At 54.8% G+C, this 20,863-nt stretch carries 19 protein-coding genes and 1 tRNA gene; 12 read left to right on the plus strand and 8 right to left on the minus strand.

The window, feature by feature from the left end; genetic code table 11:
• Nucleotides 1–289: 289 nt before the first annotated feature.
• Nucleotides 290–526 carry a hypothetical protein gene (locus ACR0LL_RS07440; protein WP_480585314.1) on the minus strand — a complete coding sequence of 79 codons (237 nt, stop codon included), beginning with the start codon at nt 524–526 and terminating at the stop codon, nt 290–292.
• Between the two features lie 124 nt (nt 527–650).
• Here ACR0LL_RS07440 and ACR0LL_RS07445 point away from each other — a divergent pair, with 124 nt between their 5' ends.
• Nucleotides 651–1,817, plus strand: a complete 1,167-nt coding sequence (locus ACR0LL_RS07445; protein WP_480585316.1) for an alpha/beta hydrolase — start codon at nt 651–653, stop codon at nt 1,815–1,817.
• Nucleotides 1,818–2,251: 434 nt separating this feature from the next.
• Here the strand turns inward: ACR0LL_RS07445 and ACR0LL_RS07450 are convergent, their stop codons facing one another.
• Both ACR0LL_RS07450 and ACR0LL_RS07455 read right to left on the minus strand, forming a co-directional pair.
• The gene (locus ACR0LL_RS07450) at nt 2,252–2,650 is read right to left on the minus strand and encodes a cupin domain-containing protein (protein ID WP_480585319.1); all 399 of its coding nucleotides are present in this window, start codon (nt 2,648–2,650) and stop codon (nt 2,252–2,254) included.
• A 296-nt stretch (nt 2,651–2,946) separates the two neighbouring features.
• The gene (locus tag ACR0LL_RS07455; RefSeq protein WP_480585322.1) at nt 2,947–3,858 is read right to left on the minus strand and encodes a LysR family transcriptional regulator; all 912 of its coding nucleotides are present in this window, start codon (nt 3,856–3,858) and stop codon (nt 2,947–2,949) included.
• Between the two features lie 121 nt (nt 3,859–3,979).
• Here ACR0LL_RS07455 and ACR0LL_RS07460 point away from each other — a divergent pair, with 121 nt between their 5' ends.
• The 7 genes from ACR0LL_RS07460 (at nt 3,980) to ACR0LL_RS07490 (ending at nt 11,185) form a co-directional block, all read left to right on the plus strand.
• Nucleotides 3,980–5,035: a dipeptidase gene (locus ACR0LL_RS07460; RefSeq protein ID WP_480585324.1), complete on the plus strand. Its 1,056-nt coding sequence runs from the start codon at nt 3,980–3,982 to the stop codon at nt 5,033–5,035.
• A gap of 34 nt (nt 5,036–5,069) precedes the next feature.
• Nucleotides 5,070–6,665 (plus strand): ABC transporter substrate-binding protein, encoded by a 1,596-nt coding sequence (locus tag ACR0LL_RS07465; RefSeq protein ID WP_480585326.1) that lies wholly within the window; start codon nt 5,070–5,072, stop codon nt 6,663–6,665.
• Nucleotides 6,666–7,724 carry an ABC transporter permease gene (locus ACR0LL_RS07470; protein ID WP_480506613.1) on the plus strand — a complete coding sequence of 353 codons (1,059 nt, stop codon included), beginning with the start codon at nt 6,666–6,668 and terminating at the stop codon, nt 7,722–7,724.
• Nucleotides 7,721–8,632: an ABC transporter permease gene (locus ACR0LL_RS07475; protein WP_480545830.1), complete on the plus strand. Its 912-nt coding sequence runs from the start codon at nt 7,721–7,723 to the stop codon at nt 8,630–8,632. Before ACR0LL_RS07470 ends, ACR0LL_RS07475 begins: the two co-directional genes overlap by 4 nt.
• Nucleotides 8,629–9,477: an ABC transporter ATP-binding protein gene (locus tag ACR0LL_RS07480; protein ID WP_209598734.1), complete on the plus strand. Its 849-nt coding sequence runs from the start codon at nt 8,629–8,631 to the stop codon at nt 9,475–9,477. Before ACR0LL_RS07475 ends, ACR0LL_RS07480 begins: the two co-directional genes overlap by 4 nt.
• 1 nt (nt 9,478) lies before the next feature.
• Nucleotides 9,479–10,234 (plus strand): ABC transporter ATP-binding protein, encoded by a 756-nt coding sequence (locus ACR0LL_RS07485; protein WP_480585330.1) that lies wholly within the window; start codon nt 9,479–9,481, stop codon nt 10,232–10,234.
• Between the two features lie 210 nt (nt 10,235–10,444).
• A complete protein-coding gene (locus ACR0LL_RS07490) occupies nt 10,445–11,185 on the plus strand; it encodes an outer membrane protein (RefSeq protein ID WP_480585333.1) in 741 nt (246 codons plus the stop codon).
• Nucleotides 11,186–11,341: 156 nt separating this feature from the next.
• Here ACR0LL_RS07490 and ACR0LL_RS07495 read toward each other — a convergent pair.
• Nucleotides 11,342–11,431, minus strand: a tRNA-Ser gene (locus ACR0LL_RS07495).
• A gap of 432 nt (nt 11,432–11,863) precedes the next feature.
• Here ACR0LL_RS07495 and ACR0LL_RS07500 point away from each other — a divergent pair.
• Together ACR0LL_RS07500 and ACR0LL_RS07505 are read left to right on the plus strand one after the other, a co-directional pair.
• Nucleotides 11,864–13,846, plus strand: coding sequence for a phosphatase PAP2 family protein (locus ACR0LL_RS07500; protein ID WP_480585336.1), 1,983 nt, complete (start codon nt 11,864–11,866; stop codon nt 13,844–13,846).
• 184 nt (nt 13,847–14,030) lie between these two features.
• Nucleotides 14,031–15,239: a hypothetical protein gene (locus tag ACR0LL_RS07505; protein WP_480585339.1), complete on the plus strand. Its 1,209-nt coding sequence runs from the start codon at nt 14,031–14,033 to the stop codon at nt 15,237–15,239.
• Between the two features lie 8 nt (nt 15,240–15,247).
• Here the strand turns inward: ACR0LL_RS07505 and ACR0LL_RS07510 are convergent, their stop codons facing one another.
• Nucleotides 15,248–16,189, minus strand: a complete 942-nt coding sequence (locus tag ACR0LL_RS07510) for a YcaO-like family protein (RefSeq protein ID WP_480585342.1) — start codon at nt 16,187–16,189, stop codon at nt 15,248–15,250.
• A gap of 68 nt (nt 16,190–16,257) precedes the next feature.
• Here ACR0LL_RS07510 and ACR0LL_RS07515 point away from each other — a divergent pair, with 68 nt between their 5' ends.
• The gene (locus ACR0LL_RS07515) at nt 16,258–16,569 is read left to right on the plus strand and encodes a hypothetical protein (RefSeq protein ID WP_480482958.1); all 312 of its coding nucleotides are present in this window, start codon (nt 16,258–16,260) and stop codon (nt 16,567–16,569) included.
• 32 nt (nt 16,570–16,601) lie between these two features.
• Nucleotides 16,602–18,221: a hypothetical protein gene (locus ACR0LL_RS07520; RefSeq protein WP_480585345.1), complete on the plus strand. Its 1,620-nt coding sequence runs from the start codon at nt 16,602–16,604 to the stop codon at nt 18,219–18,221.
• Between the two features lie 6 nt (nt 18,222–18,227).
• Here ACR0LL_RS07520 and ACR0LL_RS07525 read toward each other — a convergent pair whose 3' ends face one another.
• The 3 genes from ACR0LL_RS07525 to ACR0LL_RS07535 form a co-directional block, all read right to left on the minus strand.
• Nucleotides 18,228–18,611, minus strand: a complete 384-nt coding sequence (locus tag ACR0LL_RS07525; RefSeq protein WP_480482962.1) for a carboxymuconolactone decarboxylase family protein — start codon at nt 18,609–18,611, stop codon at nt 18,228–18,230.
• 236 nt (nt 18,612–18,847) lie between these two features.
• Nucleotides 18,848–19,936, minus strand: coding sequence for an aromatic ring-hydroxylating oxygenase subunit alpha (locus ACR0LL_RS07530; protein WP_480585348.1), 1,089 nt, complete (start codon nt 19,934–19,936; stop codon nt 18,848–18,850).
• A complete protein-coding gene (locus ACR0LL_RS07535) occupies nt 19,933–20,820 on the minus strand; it encodes a MurR/RpiR family transcriptional regulator (protein ID WP_480554274.1) in 888 nt (295 codons plus the stop codon). The genes ACR0LL_RS07530 and ACR0LL_RS07535 overlap by 4 nt, the downstream gene beginning before the upstream one ends.
• Between the last annotated feature and the right edge of the window lie 43 nt (nt 20,821–20,863).

Genomic DNA, 20,863 nt, shown 5'->3' on the forward strand with positions numbered 1-20,863 from the left:
TCGCAGGTTCAAATCCTGCTCCCGCAACCAATACTTCCAGTCAGATATCAAGCACTTAGCGCCCAAAGGGGCGCTTTCTGCGTTCAGGGCCAGCCCAATCATTGCTGCCAGGGCACCCTCCAGTTCGATCTGCACACCATCCCGTTCATGTTGGATCATAACACGTTCGATCAAGCCCCGGATAACCTGTGGCTGAAGCAACTGCCCTTCAGCCAAGTGTTCCGCTGCTCCTAGGTGTCTACGAATTAGCAAACAGCAGGCACAATGTGAGAGCGCATGTTTTCTGCTCTTAACTGGCGGATATTTTAGGTGTCGGTAAACCAAAGATTTGCGACAACCTCTTGAGCTGTGCCTGTGGTGCTACCAAGCGCTCGGCTAAAGCAACATTTTCCTCTAACAGCGCGAGGCAAATTTCTTCCTCTAGATCGTTTGCTAGTTGCAGCAATAGATAAGCGGCTTCCGCGCTAGTCGTGTTATCATCAATAGTCGTGGCTCTTCCCAGTCTGTTTGTGGATATCTGTGGCATTGTCCATTTTCCGGTTTGTCTTCATGTTCAAGCCTATCTGTACGCGAACCGGGATACCGTGGACTTATCGTTGACGTATCGTTGAATTTTGCAGGCGGTGTTGGAGGCATGCATGAGACCTTGGGTGTTGAATCTGAAGGACGGGATTTTGTCATCGGGAACGAACCACTCAAAACTGTCGCCAAAAGCAACCGAGGTTCTGGACTACCTGATATCTGAGACAGGGGTGTTGTTGTCTCGAGAGGAAATACTTCAGGCTGTTTGGCAAGGCTCGTTCGTGAACCCTGACCTGGTACGAGAGTACATATTTGAGATCAGAAAGGCTCTTGGCGACGATGCTAAAAAGCCAGTTTACATCGAAACTGTAGGCCGGCGCGGATTTCGTCTCATTGGAGGTATCTCCACTCTGCCCGTTCCGACGTCTTCCACAAAACCTTCTCCTGCACGGTCCAATAAACTGCCACCTGTGAAGTTCTGCCACTCGAACGACGGCACTTCAATTGCACACACTGTTTCTGGCGAAGGTTATCCATTGCTGATTTCCGGAAGCTGGATGACACATCTGGAACAGGACTGGAGCAATCCGGCCTACGGAGACTACATACGGCATCTTTCAGACAGTTTTTCTGTCATCCGTTATGACCAGCGCGGAAATGGGTTGTCTGAATGGGTAGATGTTGACATTAGTTTTGAGCGCATGGTCGACGACATGGAAGTCGTGATCGATACTTACGGTTACGAAAAGGTGGCCATATTAGGCTTGTCACAAGGTGCATCTGTGTCGGTGGCATATGCTCTTCGGCACCCGGGGCGAGTTTCCCATCTTTTGTTAAGTGGGGGTTACTCAAGAGGACGCAGGCAGCGCGGCAATGAGTCGGAAATTGAAGAAAGCAAAGCTCTCGTCAATTTGATACGAAATAGCTGGGGAAACGAAAACCCTGCGATCCGGCAAATATTAACTTCCATGTTCATGCCGGACGCCACCAAAGAAGAAATGCAATGGTTCAACGAATTTCAAAGGATATGCGGGCCGGCTGAAAACATCGCCAAGTTTCGTGCCTTGTTTGACGACATAAACGTTGCCAGTTTGCTACCCAAAGTTTCGGTGCCCACATTGGTTCTTCACAGCAACAGGGATGCCATAGCACCACTTTCTGAGGGAAAACTACTGGCGTCTGAAATCCCAGGGGCATCCTTTGTGCAACTGAACAGCCCCAATCACCTGCTCTTTGCGACAGAGCCGGATTTTGACAGAATGATAGCAAGTATCGACGACTTCATTCGAACTTAGCCTGCAATTCTCGGGTCCGCCTATGCTGATAGTTCGCTGCCCGTGGTGCAACCTTTCGTGTCACGTACCTTGAGTGTCCGCATAGGCCTGCAAGCAGTCTAATGCGCTTGCAGCTTCCAAGGCAGGCTGCGATGACTACAATGGGCTCCGGTGCGGACCTTGAAACGGATTTCTTGATTGTCACTTTTTCCGTCCAAAGCCGCCATTATTTCAAACAGACAGGGAATACGTAGAGATGGCTTTTTGGATTAGTAGTTCCGTTAACGTTCGATATAGGCCAAATCCTGCTCCCGCAACCAACACTTCCATTCAGATATCAATAACTTACACGCCGCCCCAGGGGCGGTGTTTCTATTTGTGCCATCACAGCTGGAAGCACTCTGGAAGAAAAAGGGATTAAAAAATACGCCGCTGGTCCCCAACGGTATTTTGCGTCACTCTGGTACAAGGTCTTCAAGTTCCGGCATCAGAACAACGCTTTCCTGTTCGTTCGGGTCCGTGCGTGCGATAACTGCAACTGCGGGTTCATTCCCATCGTTGAACGGAAGGTGCGGAGTGTTTGATGGAATATAGATCAGGTCTCCTGCTTGCGTTTCCATAACGTGTTCTAGCCTGTCGCCCCAATACATCTTAGCAGACCCGGAAATCACATAAATCGCGGTTTCATGTGTCTCATGTTTATGCGCCCTGGCGCGCCCTCCGGGCGGGACCGTGAGCAGATGCATGCAGATAGCTTGGCTTCCTACCGTCTGTCTGGCGATGCCTTCGAAGTAATCGAACCCCTGTTTCCCGGAATAGGTTTCGCCGGGGCGCAGTTTCGCACAATCCGCCATCTAGGTATTCCTTCCTAAGATTTGAGCGAGAGAATGATACGCCAGCTTCGCCTGGAAACGTAGGGAAATCAGAAGCGGGTTTTGGGCGGAGATTCGAACGAGCCTTATGAACGAACCGCATACCGGGTGATACGGCCTGAGATACATAAGGACGAAGAAAACCACGTTTGCGGACGTTACTCATACCAAACTGTGCACGTAGCCATGACAGATCCGTACCTCGCCCCCCCTCCAAAATCTTCCATGTTGGGCGGTCACATGGCGTGTTGCCATTGAAGACCTTTGGAAAGATTTCATTACCTCGGGTCAGAGAAAGGGTCCGGAGGGGTATTCAATCGCAGATGCCGCATGAATGCCCGTGCGATCCTTGGAACCGGTTTTTGATCAGAGACCACAAAATGGCCCCGGTACCGCATTGGAGATTCAAATCGGACAAATGCCAGGTCGGGAGATCGGTAATGGTAGACGGGAAAGGGATTGATAACAGACAGCCCCAATCCTTCGCGCGCCATGTCGGCGGCGGCGAATGAGGTTGAAACTTCGGCAACGATCCTCGGTTTAGCGCGCACTTGATGAAGCAACCGGTCCAGCTGCCCGCGCCGCCCATGTCGATACGTCAGTGCGATCAACTCTTGCTCATGCAAGTCTGAAGGCGTCAGAACGGTGCGTTCAGACAGAGGATGTTCGGGTCGCATGACGCAAACGGCTGGTGACTCGCGAAATGGTATAAGTTTGATGCCAGCGCGGCTTTGTTCAATCCCGGTCACGGCAAGATCAAATCGGTTCTCAAGCACGCCAAGTGTGACCATATCCGACGTTGTCACCTCAAGGTTCACGAAAAACCCGGGATTCCCGCGAATGAAACTGGCGATGAGGGAAACGATGTATCGATGAGCATAGCTGGGCGGTGCAACGAGGCGCAGTGTTTCCTGCACAGTTTCGCCCGGACCATCGATCCTGTCCAATGCCTCGAACAAAGGATCCAATCGCATATTCAGCCTCACGGCTTCTTGCGTCGGTCGCAATCTGCCCGCATCCCGTTCGAACAGTGTTCTGCCCAATCGATCCTCCAGGCTGCTGACCGAGCGACTGACTGCGGATTGAGATAAGCCAAGCTGTCGGGCGGCGGCGGCTGTTGTTCCAGACTGCATGAGCGCACGGAGCGCCTGGTATTCCGGCAGAGAATGCCAGTTGCGAGGTTTCTTCATCGCTGGGCGCCCGCATGATTCCGACTAGCTCTATGAGTAAAACTCATCAAGATTTTTTGCAATCATGATGATTGCGTCTGTTAGCGTGTGTCGAAATGACACTAACCTGGGAAAAACGAGTTTGAGCACCTCCCCTCTTATCTTTGATGGGCACAATGATGTTCTGTCAAAACTGGCCTCGTCAGGCGGTCTGCCCGAAGCGGACCGCTTCCTGACCGGGCTCGAAGGTGCAATAGACTCTGTTAAATCCAAGGCCGGTGGATTTGGCGGAGGCTTCTTTGCCGTCTGGGTCCCTTCGCCTATCGATGCCGATGCTAAAATGGAAGAAATGGTCCGGCCCAGCTATGACCTGCCGCTTCCCAATCATATAGACGCCGAAGATGCTCTGCCCTCAGCGCTGGGGCAGATTGCCATACTGCTGGAACTGGAACGTTTGGGGGCGTTGAAAGTGGTTCGATCAGTTTCGGATATTCGAAACAGCATGGCGCTAGGCCAGATTGCGGCCATTTTTCACATCGAGGGCGCCGAGCCGATTGATGCCGATCTGCATTCGCTTGACGTGTTTCATGCGGCGGGGTTGCGATCATTGGGGCCCGTGTGGAGCCGACCCAACATTTTTGGCCATGGTGTGCCGTTTAGATATCCATCGGGGCCGGACACTGGCCTTGGATTGACGGATCATGGACTGCGGCTTGTGCAGCGATGCAATGCGCTGGGTATCATGTTGGATTTGTCCCACCTCAATGAAAAAGGTTTCTGGGATGTAGCGCGGTATTCGGATGCGCCTTTGGTCGCAACGCATTCGAATGCCCACGCCATCTGTCCGCACGCGCGAAATCTGACAGATGATCAGCTTCGCACCATCGCGGAAAGCGACGGGATGGTCGGGTTGAACTTTGCCACTGCGTTTCTGCGTGAGGATGGTCGGATGCTGTCCGATGTGCCGTTGATGCAGGTTCTGAAGCACCTTGACCACCTGATCGGGATAATGGGTGAAGACCGGGTCGGGCTTGGGTCCGATTATGACGGGGCGGTCGTGCCGGACGACGTGAAGGACATCTCGATGCTGCCTCGATTGAGAGATGCCATGGTGACCCATGGATACGGCGAAGAGCTCATCAAGAAGCTCTGCCACGAAAACTGGTTGCGTGTTCTTGAGAAGACCTGGGGCTCGTAACCGTTAGTGAAGACTTGATGACAGAGAGGACAAAATGAACGCATTTAACAGATTGCTTACCGGTGCGGCGCTAGGATTGGCGCTGGCCGTGACCTCGACTTCGGCAATGGCCGAAACGCCGCCGAACATGTTGGTTATCGCGCATCGTATCGACGACATCACGACGTTGGACCCGGCCGAAAGCTTTGAGTTTGCGGGTTCGGATGTCAGCCGGAATGTCTATCAGAAGCTGGTGAACTTCGACCCGCTCAATCTGGATGCTGGCTATCAGCCCGACATCGCTGAAAGTTGGGATGTGTCTGAAGACGGCAAATCGATTACCTTCAATATCAGGGAAGGGTTGACCTTTCACTCCGGAAATCCGGTGACGGCCGAAGATGTTGAATTTTCACTGCGTCGGGCGATCATTCTAAACAAGACCCCGGCCTTTATCCTGACCCAGTTTGGGTTCACGCCGGAAAACGTCGAACAAACGATTGTCGCGGACGGCAACACTCTGACGATCACGACGGACAAACCCTATGCGACATCCTTCGTTCTGAACTGTCTGACCGCTACCATCGGCGGCATTGTCGATAAGAAGACGGTGATGGAACACGACAAGGATGGCGACTTGGGCAATGAATGGCTCAAGACCAATACTGCTGGATCTGGGGCTTATAGCCTGGTCAGCTGGAAACCCAATGAAAGCGTAACACTGAAGTCGAACCCCGATTTCTACTTGGGTGCTCCGGCCATGGAGCGTGTGGTTGTCCGTCACGTTCAGGAAAGCGCCAGCCAGCGCCTGTTGCTGGAACGTGGTGATATCGATGTCGCGCGCAACCTGAATCCAGAAGATGTTGCCGGCGCTTCATCTGTTGCCGGCGTAAAGATTGCAGACGAGCTTAAGGGCCGCCTGATGTATGTTTCGCTGAGCCAGAAACATCCCGAGCTTAGCAAGCCTCAGGTTCGGCAGGCGTTCAAATATCTGGTTGACTATGAAGGGATGCGCGACAGCTTCCTGAAGGGGCAATACACGATCCACCAGAATTTCCTGCCCCAAACCTATCTCGGTGCCTCTGACGAGACGCCGTTTAGCTTTGATGTGGAAAAGGCCAAGGCCCTGCTGGATGAAGCAGGTGTAAGCGGGCTTGAGATCGAAGTTGGTGTGCGTGAAGCGCAGGAACGGATCGAAATCGCCCAGTCGCTCCAGAATGCGCTGAGTCAGGTTGGCATCACGATGAACATTACCGTGGGAACCGCCAAACAAATTTTGGCGCGGTATCGTGCGCGGGAACTGGATGTTTACCTTGGCGCATGGGGGCCGGACTATCCTGACCCGCAGACGAACGCAGGTACCTTTGCCTATAACCCGGATAATTCGGACGAAGCCAATGCCACAGGATTGCTGGCATGGCGGAATTCTTGGGATACCGGCGGGCTGACCGAGAAAACGGATGCGGCTGTTGTCGAAAACGACACCGCGAAACGGGCTGAAATGTACAAGGAAATCCAGGCTGAGTTCCGCGAGACTTCGCCGTTTGTCATCATGTTCCAGCAGATTGAGCAATCGGCCCTGCGTGAAAACGTGACGAATTTCTCAACCGGTCAGGCGATTACATCGGCGTCGTATTGGCAGGTGACCAAGTAAATGGCACTGGCCGAAAGACCAACTGAGGGGCGCCGCTCGGCGCCTCTTATCCATTGGATCAAGAGTATCCTAAAAACTCTTGGCACTATCGCAATTACAATGCTGGGTCTGCTTTTCGTGACCTTCATCATCGGTCGCGTGATGCCGATCGACCCGGTACTGGCAATCGTCGGTGAACGTGCATCGCAATCGACTTATGATGCGGTCTATCAACAGCTTGGTCTTGATAAACCGCTGTTGGTTCAGTTTGGATATTACCTTTGGGATGTTCTGCACGGCGATTTTGGCGATTCACTTCTGAATGCCCGCCCGGTTTCTCAGGATATTGCCCGCGTCTTCCCTGCCACGCTGGAATTGGCGACTTTGGGCGTTCTGATTGGAATCTTTCTGGGTGTTCCGCTTGGTGTGATCGCCGCAGTTAAGCGCGGATCGTGGATCGATCAGATCGCCCGTGTGGTCGCGCTTGTCGGGTATTCAATGCCAATCTTCTGGCTGGGGCTCATGGGGCTTCTGGTCTTCTACGGGATACTCGGCTGGGTCGGTGGCCCGGGCCGCCTGGATATCTTCTACGAGGACATAGTGCCCTCACGCACTGGGCTGATTTTGGTAGACAGTGCCTTGGCCCAGGATTGGGATGTCTTCCGCAATGCGTTGTCCCATATCATCCTGCCCGCGGCATTGCTGGGGTACTACTCGCTTGCCTACATCAGCCGGATGACCCGATCCTTCATGCTGGAACAGTTGTCAGCCGAGTATGTCATCACCGCCCGCGTCAAAGGGCTGTCTGAAAGACAAGTTATCTGGCGCCACGCCTTCAAGAATATCCGGGTGCAGCTGATCACAGTGATCGCACTCAGCTATGCCAACTTGTTGGAAGGATCAGTTCTGACCGAGATCATCTTTAGCTGGCCGGGGATCGGCAGCTATATCACGACGGCTTTGCTGAGCGCCGATATGAATGCCGTTCTTGGAGGAACCGTTGTGGTCGGGCTGATCTTTATCTGCCTGAACATATTCTCGGACCTGCTTTACCGTTTCTTTGATCCGAGGTCGAAATGAGCGACATGACCTTGCGCCAGTGGCTGCTGACTGACGAGCCGACTTCGCGCCGCCATGCCAGATTGGCCAGCTTCTACAAAGGCTGGCTGACTTTGCGATCAAACTCGATGGCAATGGTCGGGTTGGCGATTCTTGTCGTCCTTGTTCTGACAGCGGTCTTTGCGCCTTTTCTCGCGCCGCACGATCCCTTTGTTCAGAGCCTGTCCAGCCGACTTCTCCCCATCGGGGCTGAAGGGCACCTGTTGGGAACCGACAGCTTGGGGCGGGATATTCTGTCACGCCTGATCTTTGGGGCGCGAATTACACTGTACATCGTAGCTCTTGTGGCGCTCATCGCACCGATTGCGGGGCTGCTGGTCGGGACTGTTGCGGGATATGTGGGGGGATGGACGGATGTGATCCTTATGCGCATCACGGATATTTTCCTCGCTTTTCCACGACTTGTTCTGGCGTTGGCGTTTGTTGCGGCGCTTGGGGCAGGGATTGAAAACGCTGTTCTGGCAATCTCACTCACGGCGTGGCCGCCCTATGCACGTATGGCGCGTGCAGAAACCCTGACTATCCGGTCAACCGACTATATCAACGCGATACGCCTTCAGGGTGCCGGGCCGCTGCGCATCATCACCCGGCATATCTGGCCGCTTTGCATCTCATCTTTGATCGTGCGTGTCACGCTGGATATGGCCGGGATCATTTTGGCTGCCGCCGGCCTTGGTTTTCTGGGGTTGGGGGCACAACCTCCAAGCCCGGAATGGGGTGCCATGATATCCGAGGGTCGAAGGTTCATCCTTGACCACTGGTGGGTGGCCACGGTGCCGGGGCTCGCAATTTTCACGGTTTCGCTGGCCTTCAACCTGTTGGGTGACGGGCTGCGGGACGCGCTTGATCCAAAGGACGGTGGGCAATGAACTTACTCGACATCGAAGATCTGTGGGTTCGTTTCCCAACCCGTCAGGGCGTGTTTGACGCCGTGCGGGGCGTGTCGTTTTCGCTGGGGCGCGAGCGTCTGGGGATCGTCGGCGAAAGCGGCTCGGGCAAGTCGATGACGGGACGGGCCATTCTGCGCCTGATCCGAAATCCGGGTATCGTGGAGGCCAAACACATCAATTTGGAAGGCCGAGACCTGATGAAGCTCAGCGAGCGCGAGATGCGTGAGGTGCGAGGGAAGCAGATCTCCATGGTGATGCAGGACCCCAAGTTTTCTCTGAACCCGGTGGTCACCGTTGGCGAGCAACTCATGGAAGCATACCTTCAGCACAATTCCGGCTCGAAGGCCCATGCTAAGAAGATGGCTATCGAGATGTTGGATAACGTCTCAATCCGTGATCCTGAGCGGGTGATGCGAACGTACCCGCATGAGGTGTCTGGGGGTATGGGGCAGCGCATTATGATTGCGATGATGTTGATTCCCAATCCCAAGATACTGATTGCCGATGAACCAACTTCGGCGCTTGATGTCAGCGTTCAGCGGCAGGTGCTGAACATCATGGATGGATTGGTCAAGGAGCGGGGGATGGGTCTGATATTCATCAGCCACGACCTGAATCTGGTGTCTGAATTCTGCGACCGTGTCCTCATCATGTATTCAGGTCGGATCGTCGAGGTTTGCGAGGCTGACAAGCTGCATCAGGCCCAACATCCCTATACCCAGGGCTTGCTGAACTCGCTGCCGCGCCTTGATGAAAAATGTACCCACCTGAGTGTTCTCACACGCGATCCGTCTTGGTCCGAAGCCCCGAGCGTGAGGGGCTGAAATGAAGGCACTGGAAATCAACCATCTGAATGTCTGGTTTGGTCATGCACACGACCGGGTCGATGCGGTGAAAGACGCAAATCTTGAAGTCTCTCAAGGCGAGAGTTTTGGCCTTGTGGGCGAAAGCGGGTCCGGCAAGTCGACAATTCTGAGGGCAATAACGGGACTTGCACCGCAATGGTCGGGCACAATCCGCGTGGAAGGTCAGGCGATATCCGGGTCCCGGCGGGATCGGTCATTCTTTCGAACCGTCCAGATGGTGTTTCAGGACCCGTATGCATCGTTACATCCCCGACATACTGTCGACCAGGTCCTCAGTGAAACAATTCATCTGCATGGGTTTGGTGATATCGATAAACGCGTGAGCGATTTGCTCAACGACGTCGGACTTGGGCAAAGATTCCGGTTTCGGTATCCACACCAGCTTTCCGGTGGTCAAAGACAACGCGTGGCAATCGCAAGGGCCTTGGCAGGTGAGCCGGACATCCTGCTTTTGGACGAACCCACGTCAGCTTTGGATGTCAGCGTTCAGGCCGAGGTTCTCAACCTGTTGACTGACCTGCGCAAACAGCGCGGATTGACCTATCTGATGGTGTCTCACGATCTTCCGGTTATCGCACATATGTGCGAGCAGTTGGCGGTCATGAGAAATGGTGAAATTGTTGAGGTCATGTCCTCGGAAACACTGCGTTTTGGGAACCCAAGCCACGAGTATTCCAAGCAATTGTTGACCGCCTCTGTTGCCCCAAACCAGTAGCGACTGTTCGTTAGAAGCAGGATTATTCTTCGTATGATCATTTCGGGGGACGCACGACAGCGTCCTTTAGCTTTTCCGGTGTGAACGCACCTTTTGATTGATAAGGACCGTGTTGGCACTGCAGCAATCGAGATATTGGAAACGGCTACAAATTGTGTAACCGTGAAGCATGCAGGTAATGCAATATGAATTCCAGCTACGAGGTCACTGATGAAAAGCAAGGTGCAATACTTGGCGATTGCGGTAGCGTTACTGATCGCACCGCCTGTTTCAGCCCAGCAATCTGATTGGTCTTTTTCGGGCACAGCTTATCTGTTCATGGCCGAAACAGATGTTTCTCTTGCAACACCAAGTGGACCAATCGACGGTACGTTGAGTTTTTCAGACGCTCTCGAAAACCTGGATCTTGCGTTTATGGGCAGTATTTCAGCGTCTAACGGGCGCTGGTTGTTGCTTGCTGATTACAACTACACCGATTTGGCGTTTAGTAACTCAACTCCCGGCCCGGCGTTTTCGAGTTTGGATACCTCTGCCACCACGCAGTTTCTCAGCGGCTATGTCGGTTACCATGTTTATGAGACACCCGCGATCAGCGTGGCCTTAGCAGGCGGGTTCAGGTGGTTCAGCACGGAAACCACGTTCCGATTGCAACCTGGGGTCGCTGCTGGGCGAAGTGTGACGACCGACGACAACTGGACTGATCCGGTCGTCGCTGCCCGTGCAAGAGTTCGGATTTCGGACAATTGGTCAGGGACCGGGTTCGTGGATTATGGCGGGTTTCGGAGCGGTAGCGAAACCTGGCAAGTTTTGCTGACTGCAGATTATGAAATCAATGACAGATGGCTGATCCGCGGCGGCTACCGGTATATTTCCTTCGATCATGAGATCAACGGCAATGATTTCAGGTTTGACCAATCAGGTCCGCTGCTGGGCGCAACGTACAGGTTCTGAAGACAACGTCAGGCGCATCCCTGATACTAACCTATGTTGCAACAGCGGCGGAGCGCGGTTGTTTCTAAGGGGTGTCGTCGCTCGATAGTCCAGAAACGTACAGTCTGATTTCAAATAAGCTTTTGCTTTTTATGATTATTATTTGACTTTGGTAAGTGGCGGAGACGAAGGGATTCGAACCCTCGAGACCCTTCCGGGCCTACTCCCTTAGCAGGGGAGCGCCTTCGACCACTCGGCCACGTCTCCGCCGACGGGTATATCCGTGCAAGCAACGGAAATACAAGGTCAATTCCGCAAAGTTTGGTTTTTTTTGCAGATCTGTCCGAACTCTTTGAAATAGAACGGAATCGCGCCGGTTTGCATCCACCATTGGCAAGACTTGGTTCACTTTCTTCAGACCCAATGCAGTTCGTAATATCCTTAGAATCGCGGGCCTTGCCTGTGGCATCTGGCCTGATGTACGAGAATTTGAACGTGGCAAGTCTACAGCGGAGTTCAAGTGCTCGGTTGGCTTTGCAACGTGAAACCGGGTCACGAGTTTTTGCGTGATTGCGTTCCGTACTTCGGCATGAAACGGGCAACACGTTGAAAAAAAACTGAAAACACATTCTCTTTTTGGAAGTCACGATCCGGTAACGCCGAGATGCGAATCGTTCTTTCGTCGATGAGGAGAACATCATGTCGCAACATACCGTTCCGTCTGAACCATGGCAGAACCCTGATGAAGCCAATCAAAAGGTAGGCCGGGGTCGGCGCCGTTTGAGTGTGTTGGCGCGTTCCACTCAGGAGGTTTTAAAGGATCACAACGGTGAATCGGACCTTTTTGAAGGGACATGGCCCACGAATTTCTCGAAGGGTTTGCGTCATGACGTAAACGGAATTGTCGACGCGCAGGTCTATACCGAGTTTCTGGATGAAGTGGCTGATCCGACCTGCACCGACAATCTTGGCAATCGGTTGGCGTTGTTCGACACGCCAGCCTATTCCGGGCCCTTCCGCACCGCGCCATCAGAGGGTGGTGAATATAGGTGGCGTGCGTGGGAAGGGCCAATCCTGGGCCATCGGCTTGGTCTCAACGGATGTGACGCGGGGGTGGTGGGAATTGCACCCGCGCCCCGGCTGGGATCGGATGAGTTGGCGGCGGAGATGGCCGAGATTTACGCGATGGCCTATCTGCGGGATGTGCCGTTCGAATCCCTCAGAGATGGTGCCGGTGATGCGGCCAACGTGGCGAGTGCCCTTTGTCAGATGGAATGGTTCCGGCGCGATGGTAGCCCTCGGGACGCTGATGGCGCAGAGATTGGAAAGGTTTCGGCGGCGCGGCGGGTTCGGGACGGTGGCGGCCTGACCCCTCAAACCCTGTTTCGCGGTTGCTCACAGGGCTGTGCACAGGGACCGTATCTGTCGCAGTTCCTGGTACAGGGCCACGATCCACTGACAGCAGATCAAGCGCGCCGACAAAAGCAAAAGCTGACGCAGGCAATGGCCGTCGGGGCTGTTCCCTTCGGCGCTTTGAGGATCGACCAGAAGATCCAGCCGCAGGCGGCGGGCGTGGACTATCTGCGGGATTGGGCTGAGTGGCTGGACGTTCAGAACGGGGCGGACACGACAGCTGAACAAGCCTTTGAGAGCGAGGGAACGAAATTCATTGAAACACCGCGCGACCTTGCCTCTTACGTGCATTTTGACAAAATTTATCAGGCTTTTTTCAATGCCTGCCTGCTGATGCTAGGACAGGGCACGCCGACAGATGAAGGTTTGCCCGAGGATGGATATGCCGGTGTGCGTGATCCAGGCTCTGCCTGGGGCGGCGCGCACGTACTGTCCCTGTTGACGGAAGCCGGGGCACGGGCCCTGAGGGCCGCGAAACGCCAGACGTTTCAGGTGCACAATCGTGCCCGGCCTGAAAAGCTGGGCAGTGTTACGAGTTTGATGGCGAACGGTCACGGCGCAACCCTTGGCGCGGCCGAGCCTTTTGCCGCGACCCATCTGGGAAAACTCGAAGCGGCGACAAGCGAAGGTTTCAGCCTTATGGATGCAATCGCCGCCTCGCCTTCGGCGAAGAGGTTTGCGCATAACGCCATTTCCCATAAGGGCTTGCCGCGAAATGACCGTAACTTGCTGCTTCCGGTTGCTTACCCCGAAGGCTCGCCAATGCACCCTTCTTATGGCGCGGCTCATGGTGCCGTTGCCGGGGCATGCGTCACAGTGCTCAAAGCTTTCTTCAGAACGCACGCTTTGGATGGATCACGGGTTTCTTTGACTGCGGCTGGTCTGCCTCGGGTCCTTGTGCCAGCTGCGGGGGGTAAGACCCTGATCGACTCGACCCGACCGGAAGACAGTGCAGACTGCCTGACGCTGAATGGCGAGTTGAACAAGTTGGCTGCGAATATTGCACTTGGGCGCAATTTGGCGGGCGTTCATTTCTATAGCGATTATTTCGACAGTATCCGGATGGGTGAGCGTATCGCGGTCGGAATACTGGCGGAGCATATGGCAAAATCACCGACGTCATCGAAAGTGTCGCTGGAGACTTTTGACGGCGATCATCTCAGCATCTCGGGAAAACGGTCTTCTGGCAGTGAAATCCACGTAGCCAACAGTTCGCCTGAATTGTGGTGGACCCGCCACCTGCCAGAGCAGGCAGGTTGGGGCGGATGAGGTTTCAGGTTTTTTCGGAGGGAGATTTTTCATGATGCTTCCGTGCCCGTCAACGATGATGATCTCTCGAACCAGGCTGGAACTGCCGTGGCAAGTATTGATGGCAGATCAGCCCTGCATTTCAGATACAGATCGGTGTTCGGTGATGGCTGTTTTTCAATCTCCAGGTTGCGCCGATAGGGGGGTGAGTGAAGCCGCCCTGTCGGACTGGAACTCGAGAATCGAAGGGTTCTTTGATGGCAATGGAGTGAGCCCGTTCCTGGTCATGGACCCAGACGACATCGTCGATGGTCAGATATCGATGGGGTTCAAATGGTCTGCCAACCCGCGCGAGCCCCGGGATTGTCTGGGCGAGGATCTGGCCGCCAGTCTTTCGGATCGGGGTTGGGCAAGCAGGGCTGAGCTGCACAATGAATTTCTGGAATATGCGCTGATTTTACGGCCCGATTCCGAAGGTAAAATGCGGCCGAAGCGCTTTGTCGCCACGACCGAACTGATGGAGTGGTGGAGAACCATGGCAGTGTTCGATCTGGATCACTTCCTTTCGGTCGTTGAAACCGTATCCAGATGTTCATATTCCTGCGAAGAGTTGTTCGAGGTTTCGAAATCAGATTGGTGCGCATTGGATGTGCCTCAACGCATTGCTCGTTTTCACAAAAGACTGGTGGGAACAGATTTTACCCATCCACCAGAGCATCCGTTGAATATCGAACATGCTTTGTTCATGATCAGAGAGACGAACAGCCTGAGCGACCTGATCGCTACAATGCATCTTTCCTCATTCCCATATGTTGTCGGCAATGGTGAAAACAGAAGGCCCGCGCGGCTTGATGAAGTGTTACATTTTGCCGACCGACAGGATTTGTATTGTCGCCATGCGGGATCTGGTTTGGCGGGTGAAGCCCTTGATCTGGCCTTCTCCAGGGGCACAGCAACGCCGACAGGGCGCGCGATGGCGTTCGCGAATCCTCTGGGGCTATATATTCGGGCGTTTCACATGTCCGAACTCTTCGTGGATGCGGTGAATGTGCCGACAGATTGGGTGCGTTATCCGCGCGGTGAAGCGGGAATGCCCATGCGCCTTGAGTTCGGGCCGGGCGATGATGATCCGCGGTTTCTGGACGATATCACCGTGGGATCAGGGTCGACCGCACGGTCTGCGTCGGGTTATGCGCTTGCCAGCCTGATCGAGGTTGGCCCTTTGATAACAGTGGCGGCCAATCCACGCGCGATCACAAGGGTCGAATTTGTTGAAGTCCTGCCTGTTGATCCAAGCGATATCGTTTGTGGACTGCCGGAAACCCAACGATGCAAACAGATTTCTGAATTTGCGGACCGGACTGAAACCGAGGTCTTTGGCAAACTGGCGCTAACTCGCCAATTCAGTCACTGACAAAGGTTTCAAACTGGCACGGCTTTGACAACGGGCAAAGGTATTTCCGGCGCGGTCATATCGAATATGGCAATCGGGCGACCGGCAGCGTTGGCCGTCGCTGTCAATACGGTCATCAGCGTCGGGTCGGGACTCTGCCAGGCATCCGCATCGAAAGAGGATGCTGGAGTTGTCGGGCGATCGGTTCGCGCGCCGCGATACAGTCGGAACAAGCGCGCCTGTTCCTCATTCATCGCGTCATCTGTCACGCCGGTGTGGTCAAGGGTCACCATATTGCGCCAGGACACAACCGCTTCGCATGCCGCGTGCCAGACACCTGTCGCCAGATCGGCGGAAAAAGCCGTTCCGTAAGTTGGTCGCCCGCCATCCGCATCGGCGCAGACCGCACGCAGTAGGAGGCCGACGCCCGAAACCATGCGAACGTGAACGCTCAGATGACGCAGGTAGGTGTTCAGCCAGCTGGTCAGATCGCGCGGCAGCACTGTTTCGGGCAACACCTGGTCGAACCCATGTGGTCCAAGCGCGTGTTCCAGACATTCAAGCGCGGCCCACAGCGCGGCGGCTTCATGCGTTGGTCCCGCTGCGGCCCCCTTCGACGTGATCTGTCCGTTGCTGCCCTGCGCACCCAGAGCAAGGGCATCATTTGGCAGAACATGCGTGGCACCATCCGATGAAATCAGGCTTTCGCGGGTTTCGGGCGAATCCGCGCTGTATTGCAGCGCATAACGTTCGATCGCCTCGAATCCCGAAAGCCGCGCGGCTTCGTTCCGGTTACAAGCCGTGCCAAAGGACACTCGATGTTTCATTGCGCCAGCGGGTGGCACTGTTCCGTTTCGCAAATTGATCATGCGAAAGGCGGTGTGGATCGGAGCACTTTTGGGAAATTCAGCAAAAGAAGGTCCGGAAATAATCCCTGCGTTTTCGGCCAGTTCAATCAGTGCGTCGGTCATTTTTGTTTCCGGATAGGTATGTAACGGGTTATACAAATGGTTGTGGTTGTTAAGAAAGGACTTTTAGTATGGCTCGTTTGACTATTAATCCGAAATACACACTTAAGGATCTTGGGTGTGAAGTTCTGAACGCCGCCCGGAGCAACGCGCTGGGGTCACAAGAGGGTCGCGACGCGGCTGAGCGACAGATTCATGAAATCCTTGCTGATGTCGGTAATCCTGCAGTGGAGTTTGTTTATGATTCCAAGAACAAGGTTCATATCGTAATCCCTGATCTGAGCGATAAAGAGCCAGACCCAAATCCCGATCACGAGTCATGGTGCTGCAAGCTGGCCTATGAAGCGATGGGTGGCATTGTCGTTTATGGCTGTGGTTCCTGATCGCAGTATCTGAACTTGCCTGAGGAGTTTATTTGAGTAAGGCAAAAACCAAGATATTCCTGACCGGTCCGTTTCAGGTGATTTGCGACAACGGCCAGGATGCAACACCACGCGGCACCAAGGCGAAAGCGCTTCTCGCCTTGGTGTTGTTGTCTAAGAATGCTGTTCGCAGCAGGGCCTGGCTGCAAGACAAACTTTGGAGCAAAAGCTCACCCGCACAGGGTGCGGCCTCGTTGCGCAAGGAACTTAGTGTCCTGACCAAGCATCTGGCCGGGTTCGGTCTGGGGTTTTTGGACATCGGGCGCGAGAATGTCTCCATCGACCTGAAAGCGCTTGAAATTGATTTGTTTGATGAACCGCTTCAACCGGATCGCGCCGAGCTTCTGGAAGGGTTGGATGTTGCAGACCCGGAATTTGAAGACTGGTTGGCAGTTGAACGGCAAGCGTATTGGGACGTTGGTTTTGATGAGAATGCGCCTGTCCCGGTTGGCGCGCGCTTTCCATCCCATTGGGGGCACCAGAGACCTGCAATTGTAGTCGAGCCGTTTGAAGTAATTGGTGACGATAACAATATCAACGTTGCGGCGGCGTCGATACGGGACGAGTTGCTTTTCCTCTTGGGTACGTTGTCGGATGTCATCGAATTGCGTGATGCGCGCAGGCAACAAGGGCCTGTCGACGGCTATATGCTAAGCGGCAGCGTGGTAGCGGCCGAAGGGTTGCGGGTGGCGGCACAATTGACATCAACCGTGGATCAGGTGTGCCTATGGACCGAACGTTTCCGGTTTCGGGAAAAGGATACGTTTGACGCCGTTGAAGAAATCGCAATGAAAGTTGTCGAAGCGCTTCAGCTACGGCTGCGGGATGGTCACTGGTCCGAAATCTGGTCAGCACGCGCCACATCCACCGAAGTTTGGACGGCATTTCAGAATGGTCGCATTCAGGAAAGCCTTACGACCAAGGACGGCCTGTTTCGTGCCATCCGCCAGTATGAGGTCTGTTTGCAGCGCGATCCGGACTATCTGCCTGCGCGGATCGCTGTCGGATTCTGCCGCCTGGATCTGATCCGGTTGGGCATGGAAGATTCGCCGGAAAAAACGCTGGCTCTGGTCGAGGCCGACTGCGCCGTCATGCGTGAAAAACACCCGGCGGATCCTTATTGCGCCGCACTCGAAGCGTTTACCCACAGTGTTGCTGGCCATACTGCCGAGGCTTGCCAGCTGATGCGCAAGGTACTTGAGCGGTTCCACAGCAGCCCCGAATTGCTGGGCTATTATGGTGTCTTGTTGATGTATGATGACCGGCTTGAGGACGGAATAGCCACGTATCGGCAGGCCCTTGCGTTAACGCCGCACCCGCCGATCTGGATCGAGGCGAACCTGTCCATGACCCTTGCCCTCTCCGGAGACAAGGCAGCATGGCAGCACGCGCATAATGTCTTGCGAGTGGACCCCGGCAGCGTGCGGGCGCGGGTTGTGTTATGCATGTTGTCCGCCGCCGCTGGCAACCAGTCACTGGCACGCCGGCACGCCCGTCGCATCCTGGAATTGCAGCCCGGTTTCACGGCAGAGCGCTGGGCCTGGCCTGGCTGTTTCAAAAACAGAAAATACTATGACGAAGGTGCACGGCTGTTGGCCGAAGCAGGTCTGTGATGGCGTCTAATTGTCGTCCAGCACTTTGCGGGCGACGCGGAAACACTCCAACGCCTGCGGAACGCCGCAATAAATCCCGACCACGTGGATGATGGCGCGTATTTCTTCTTTAGTCACTCCGTTGGTGATGGCGCCCCGGCAGTGGATTTCCCATTCATGCATCTTTCCCAGTGCTCCGATCATGGACAGGTTCATCATTGACCGCGTTTTTGCGTCGATCACGTCATCCCCCCAGCCAAAACCCCAGCACCAGGCGGTCATGGCTTCCTGAAACGGGCGGGTGAAATCATCTGCTGCTGCAAGGTTCTTTTCCACATAGTCCGCGCCCAGTGTATTCTTCCGTTGTTCCAACCCTTTCAGGAACAGGTCTTCGTCAAATAAGTCGGCCATTGCGGGTCTCCGGTTTGTCAGCGTGTCAGGCGGTGCTTCTATGCGGTATCGTAGTGCGAAATTATCCAGTGGCGCACCCGTTTTACCGGTCTGGCTGATCCATTATGTCGTTGCTCCTGCGTGGCTTTAGGCCAGGGCCGGTCGATTTCGCAAGGGTGCCATTTCCTGGGCTTCAGCATGGTTGATCTACCCGCTCGAGGGCAGGGCAAACAGGTTATGTCTACCAGGGGCGGGTTTCATTCCACTGCCTCGCGCATCCATTGTTGCAACTTGGCGATTGAATGTTCGGACATCACACTGCAACCCGGATCCAGCACCAGCGGGCCGGGGCGGTAACCGCGGGATCTGAGGCCGCGATGAACGGATTCCACAAGTCGGATGTCTTCTTCGACCGTTGTTTCCCTGTCCTGAACGGCCAGTTGCCGGATCACCGCGCTTTCCGAACCACCTTCAGTGTACCAACCGCGCCAGACGGTGCAGTGATCCGTGTCACGTGCGCGCCAGTGATAGGTGTTCAGCACATTGCCCGGGTAGCACTGGAACGAAAACATCGGCCACAGGAACCACGATTGGTAATCGCCCGCATGAGGCACCGACAGGTCGATTGGGTAAGTCATCTTGTCGAGGCTCTGACATTCGGTCGTGTGGCGCAGCACGAAACCGCCGCCTGCATCGGGTTGGATGTCGTAGGTTTCGGGCTTGACGACACCTTCAGCGAATGTCGGGTGGTTGCTCGGACAGTGATAGCATTCCGAATAATTCTCGACGCTGACCTTCCAGTTGCAATTTTCCGGAATCTCGACCCATTCCAGCGGCTCAAGCTCGTCGATATGCGGGACAAATGTACGGATTTCCTGCCGCACTCCGGGATACCAGTCGTCCATCGGGGCTGCCTTGTCGTCGAGATTGACGAAGATGAACCCATTGAAGATTTCGGTCCGAACGGCCGTCAGGCAGATTGCACTGCGGTCAAATCCGGGGACGGATTTGATATTTGGACCCGCGCGCAACTGACCTGACAATTCATAGGTCCACGCGTGATAGGGACAGACGACAACGCGGGTGTTGCCTGTGCCCGAGACCATTTCATGCGCACGGTGCTGGCAGACGTTATAGAAAGTGCGAATTTCGCCATCGCGCCCGCGAATGCAAAACAGGCTTTGCCCGGCAATCTCGAAGGCAAAGTAATCTCCTGTTTCCCGAACCTGCGCGACATGGCCTGCGAACTGCCATGTTCGGGCCAAAAGCCCCTGCATCTCCTTCTCGAAAATGGCGGGGTCGGTATAATATCGCGCGTCCAGTGAGTGGGTCAGCGGTGCGTTCATTCGGGTTCCTCCGCATAGATGCCAAGCTGATGGCGACGACGATGGAAACGTTCGACCCGTTCGACGATCTCGTCGCTGGATACCGCGATCACGAAAGACAGCAGCGTTTCCAGCAGCGCGATGGTCGAAACGGATGACGGGAAAAACTGTGGGGTATCTGCTGCGACGACAAACCCGTGATGAGCGTTCCGGATCACAGGGCTGGCCGGACTGTCCGAGATACCTATGACAGTCAGGCCCTGCTGACGTGCCAGTTTGACCGCCTCGATCACTTCGGTGCGGTAGGGATGGCAGGTGATCGCAATCAGCACGTCCTGCTCATCGGCCCAGGCCAGATCGTCTACCGGGGTTGAACCGGGGCGGGGGATTGCATGAAACTGCTTCATCCCGGTCGAAGCCAGATAGGTAAAGTTGCGCGCGTTGGAATTGTTGACGCCCACGCCGAGTGTGAAAATCTGGCGGCAATTCCAGATGACTTCGGCAGCAGATTTCAGGCGGTTCGCGTCGATCCCTGCAAATGTTTCCTCGATATTCCGGATCGCGGCACCGATCATATCGGCATACAGCCCGCCCAATTCACCGGATTTGCCGATGTCCTGAAGCCATCTGGCGCGATCTGGAAACGACACGCGTCCCTTTCGGATTGCATCGCGAAAGGGTTCGCGAAAATCTTCGTACCCTTCAAACCCCACTTGCCGTGCCATGCGCACAAATGTGTTGGGCTTGACCTTTGCCGCCTCGGCGATTTCGCGCACGGTTGAAACCCCTACATCCGCAGGGTTTTCCAGAACGTACCGCGCGGCTTTCTGTGCCTCAGGGGTCAGGGCGTCCCACTCTTCGGTCAGACGGTCCAGAACAGTTGATGATACATTTGTGTCATTCATGATTGACGATGGTACAAATGTGGAATTAGCCTGTCGAGCAGAA

It is taken from the genome of Ruegeria sp. AI2, from assembly GCF_056541275.1.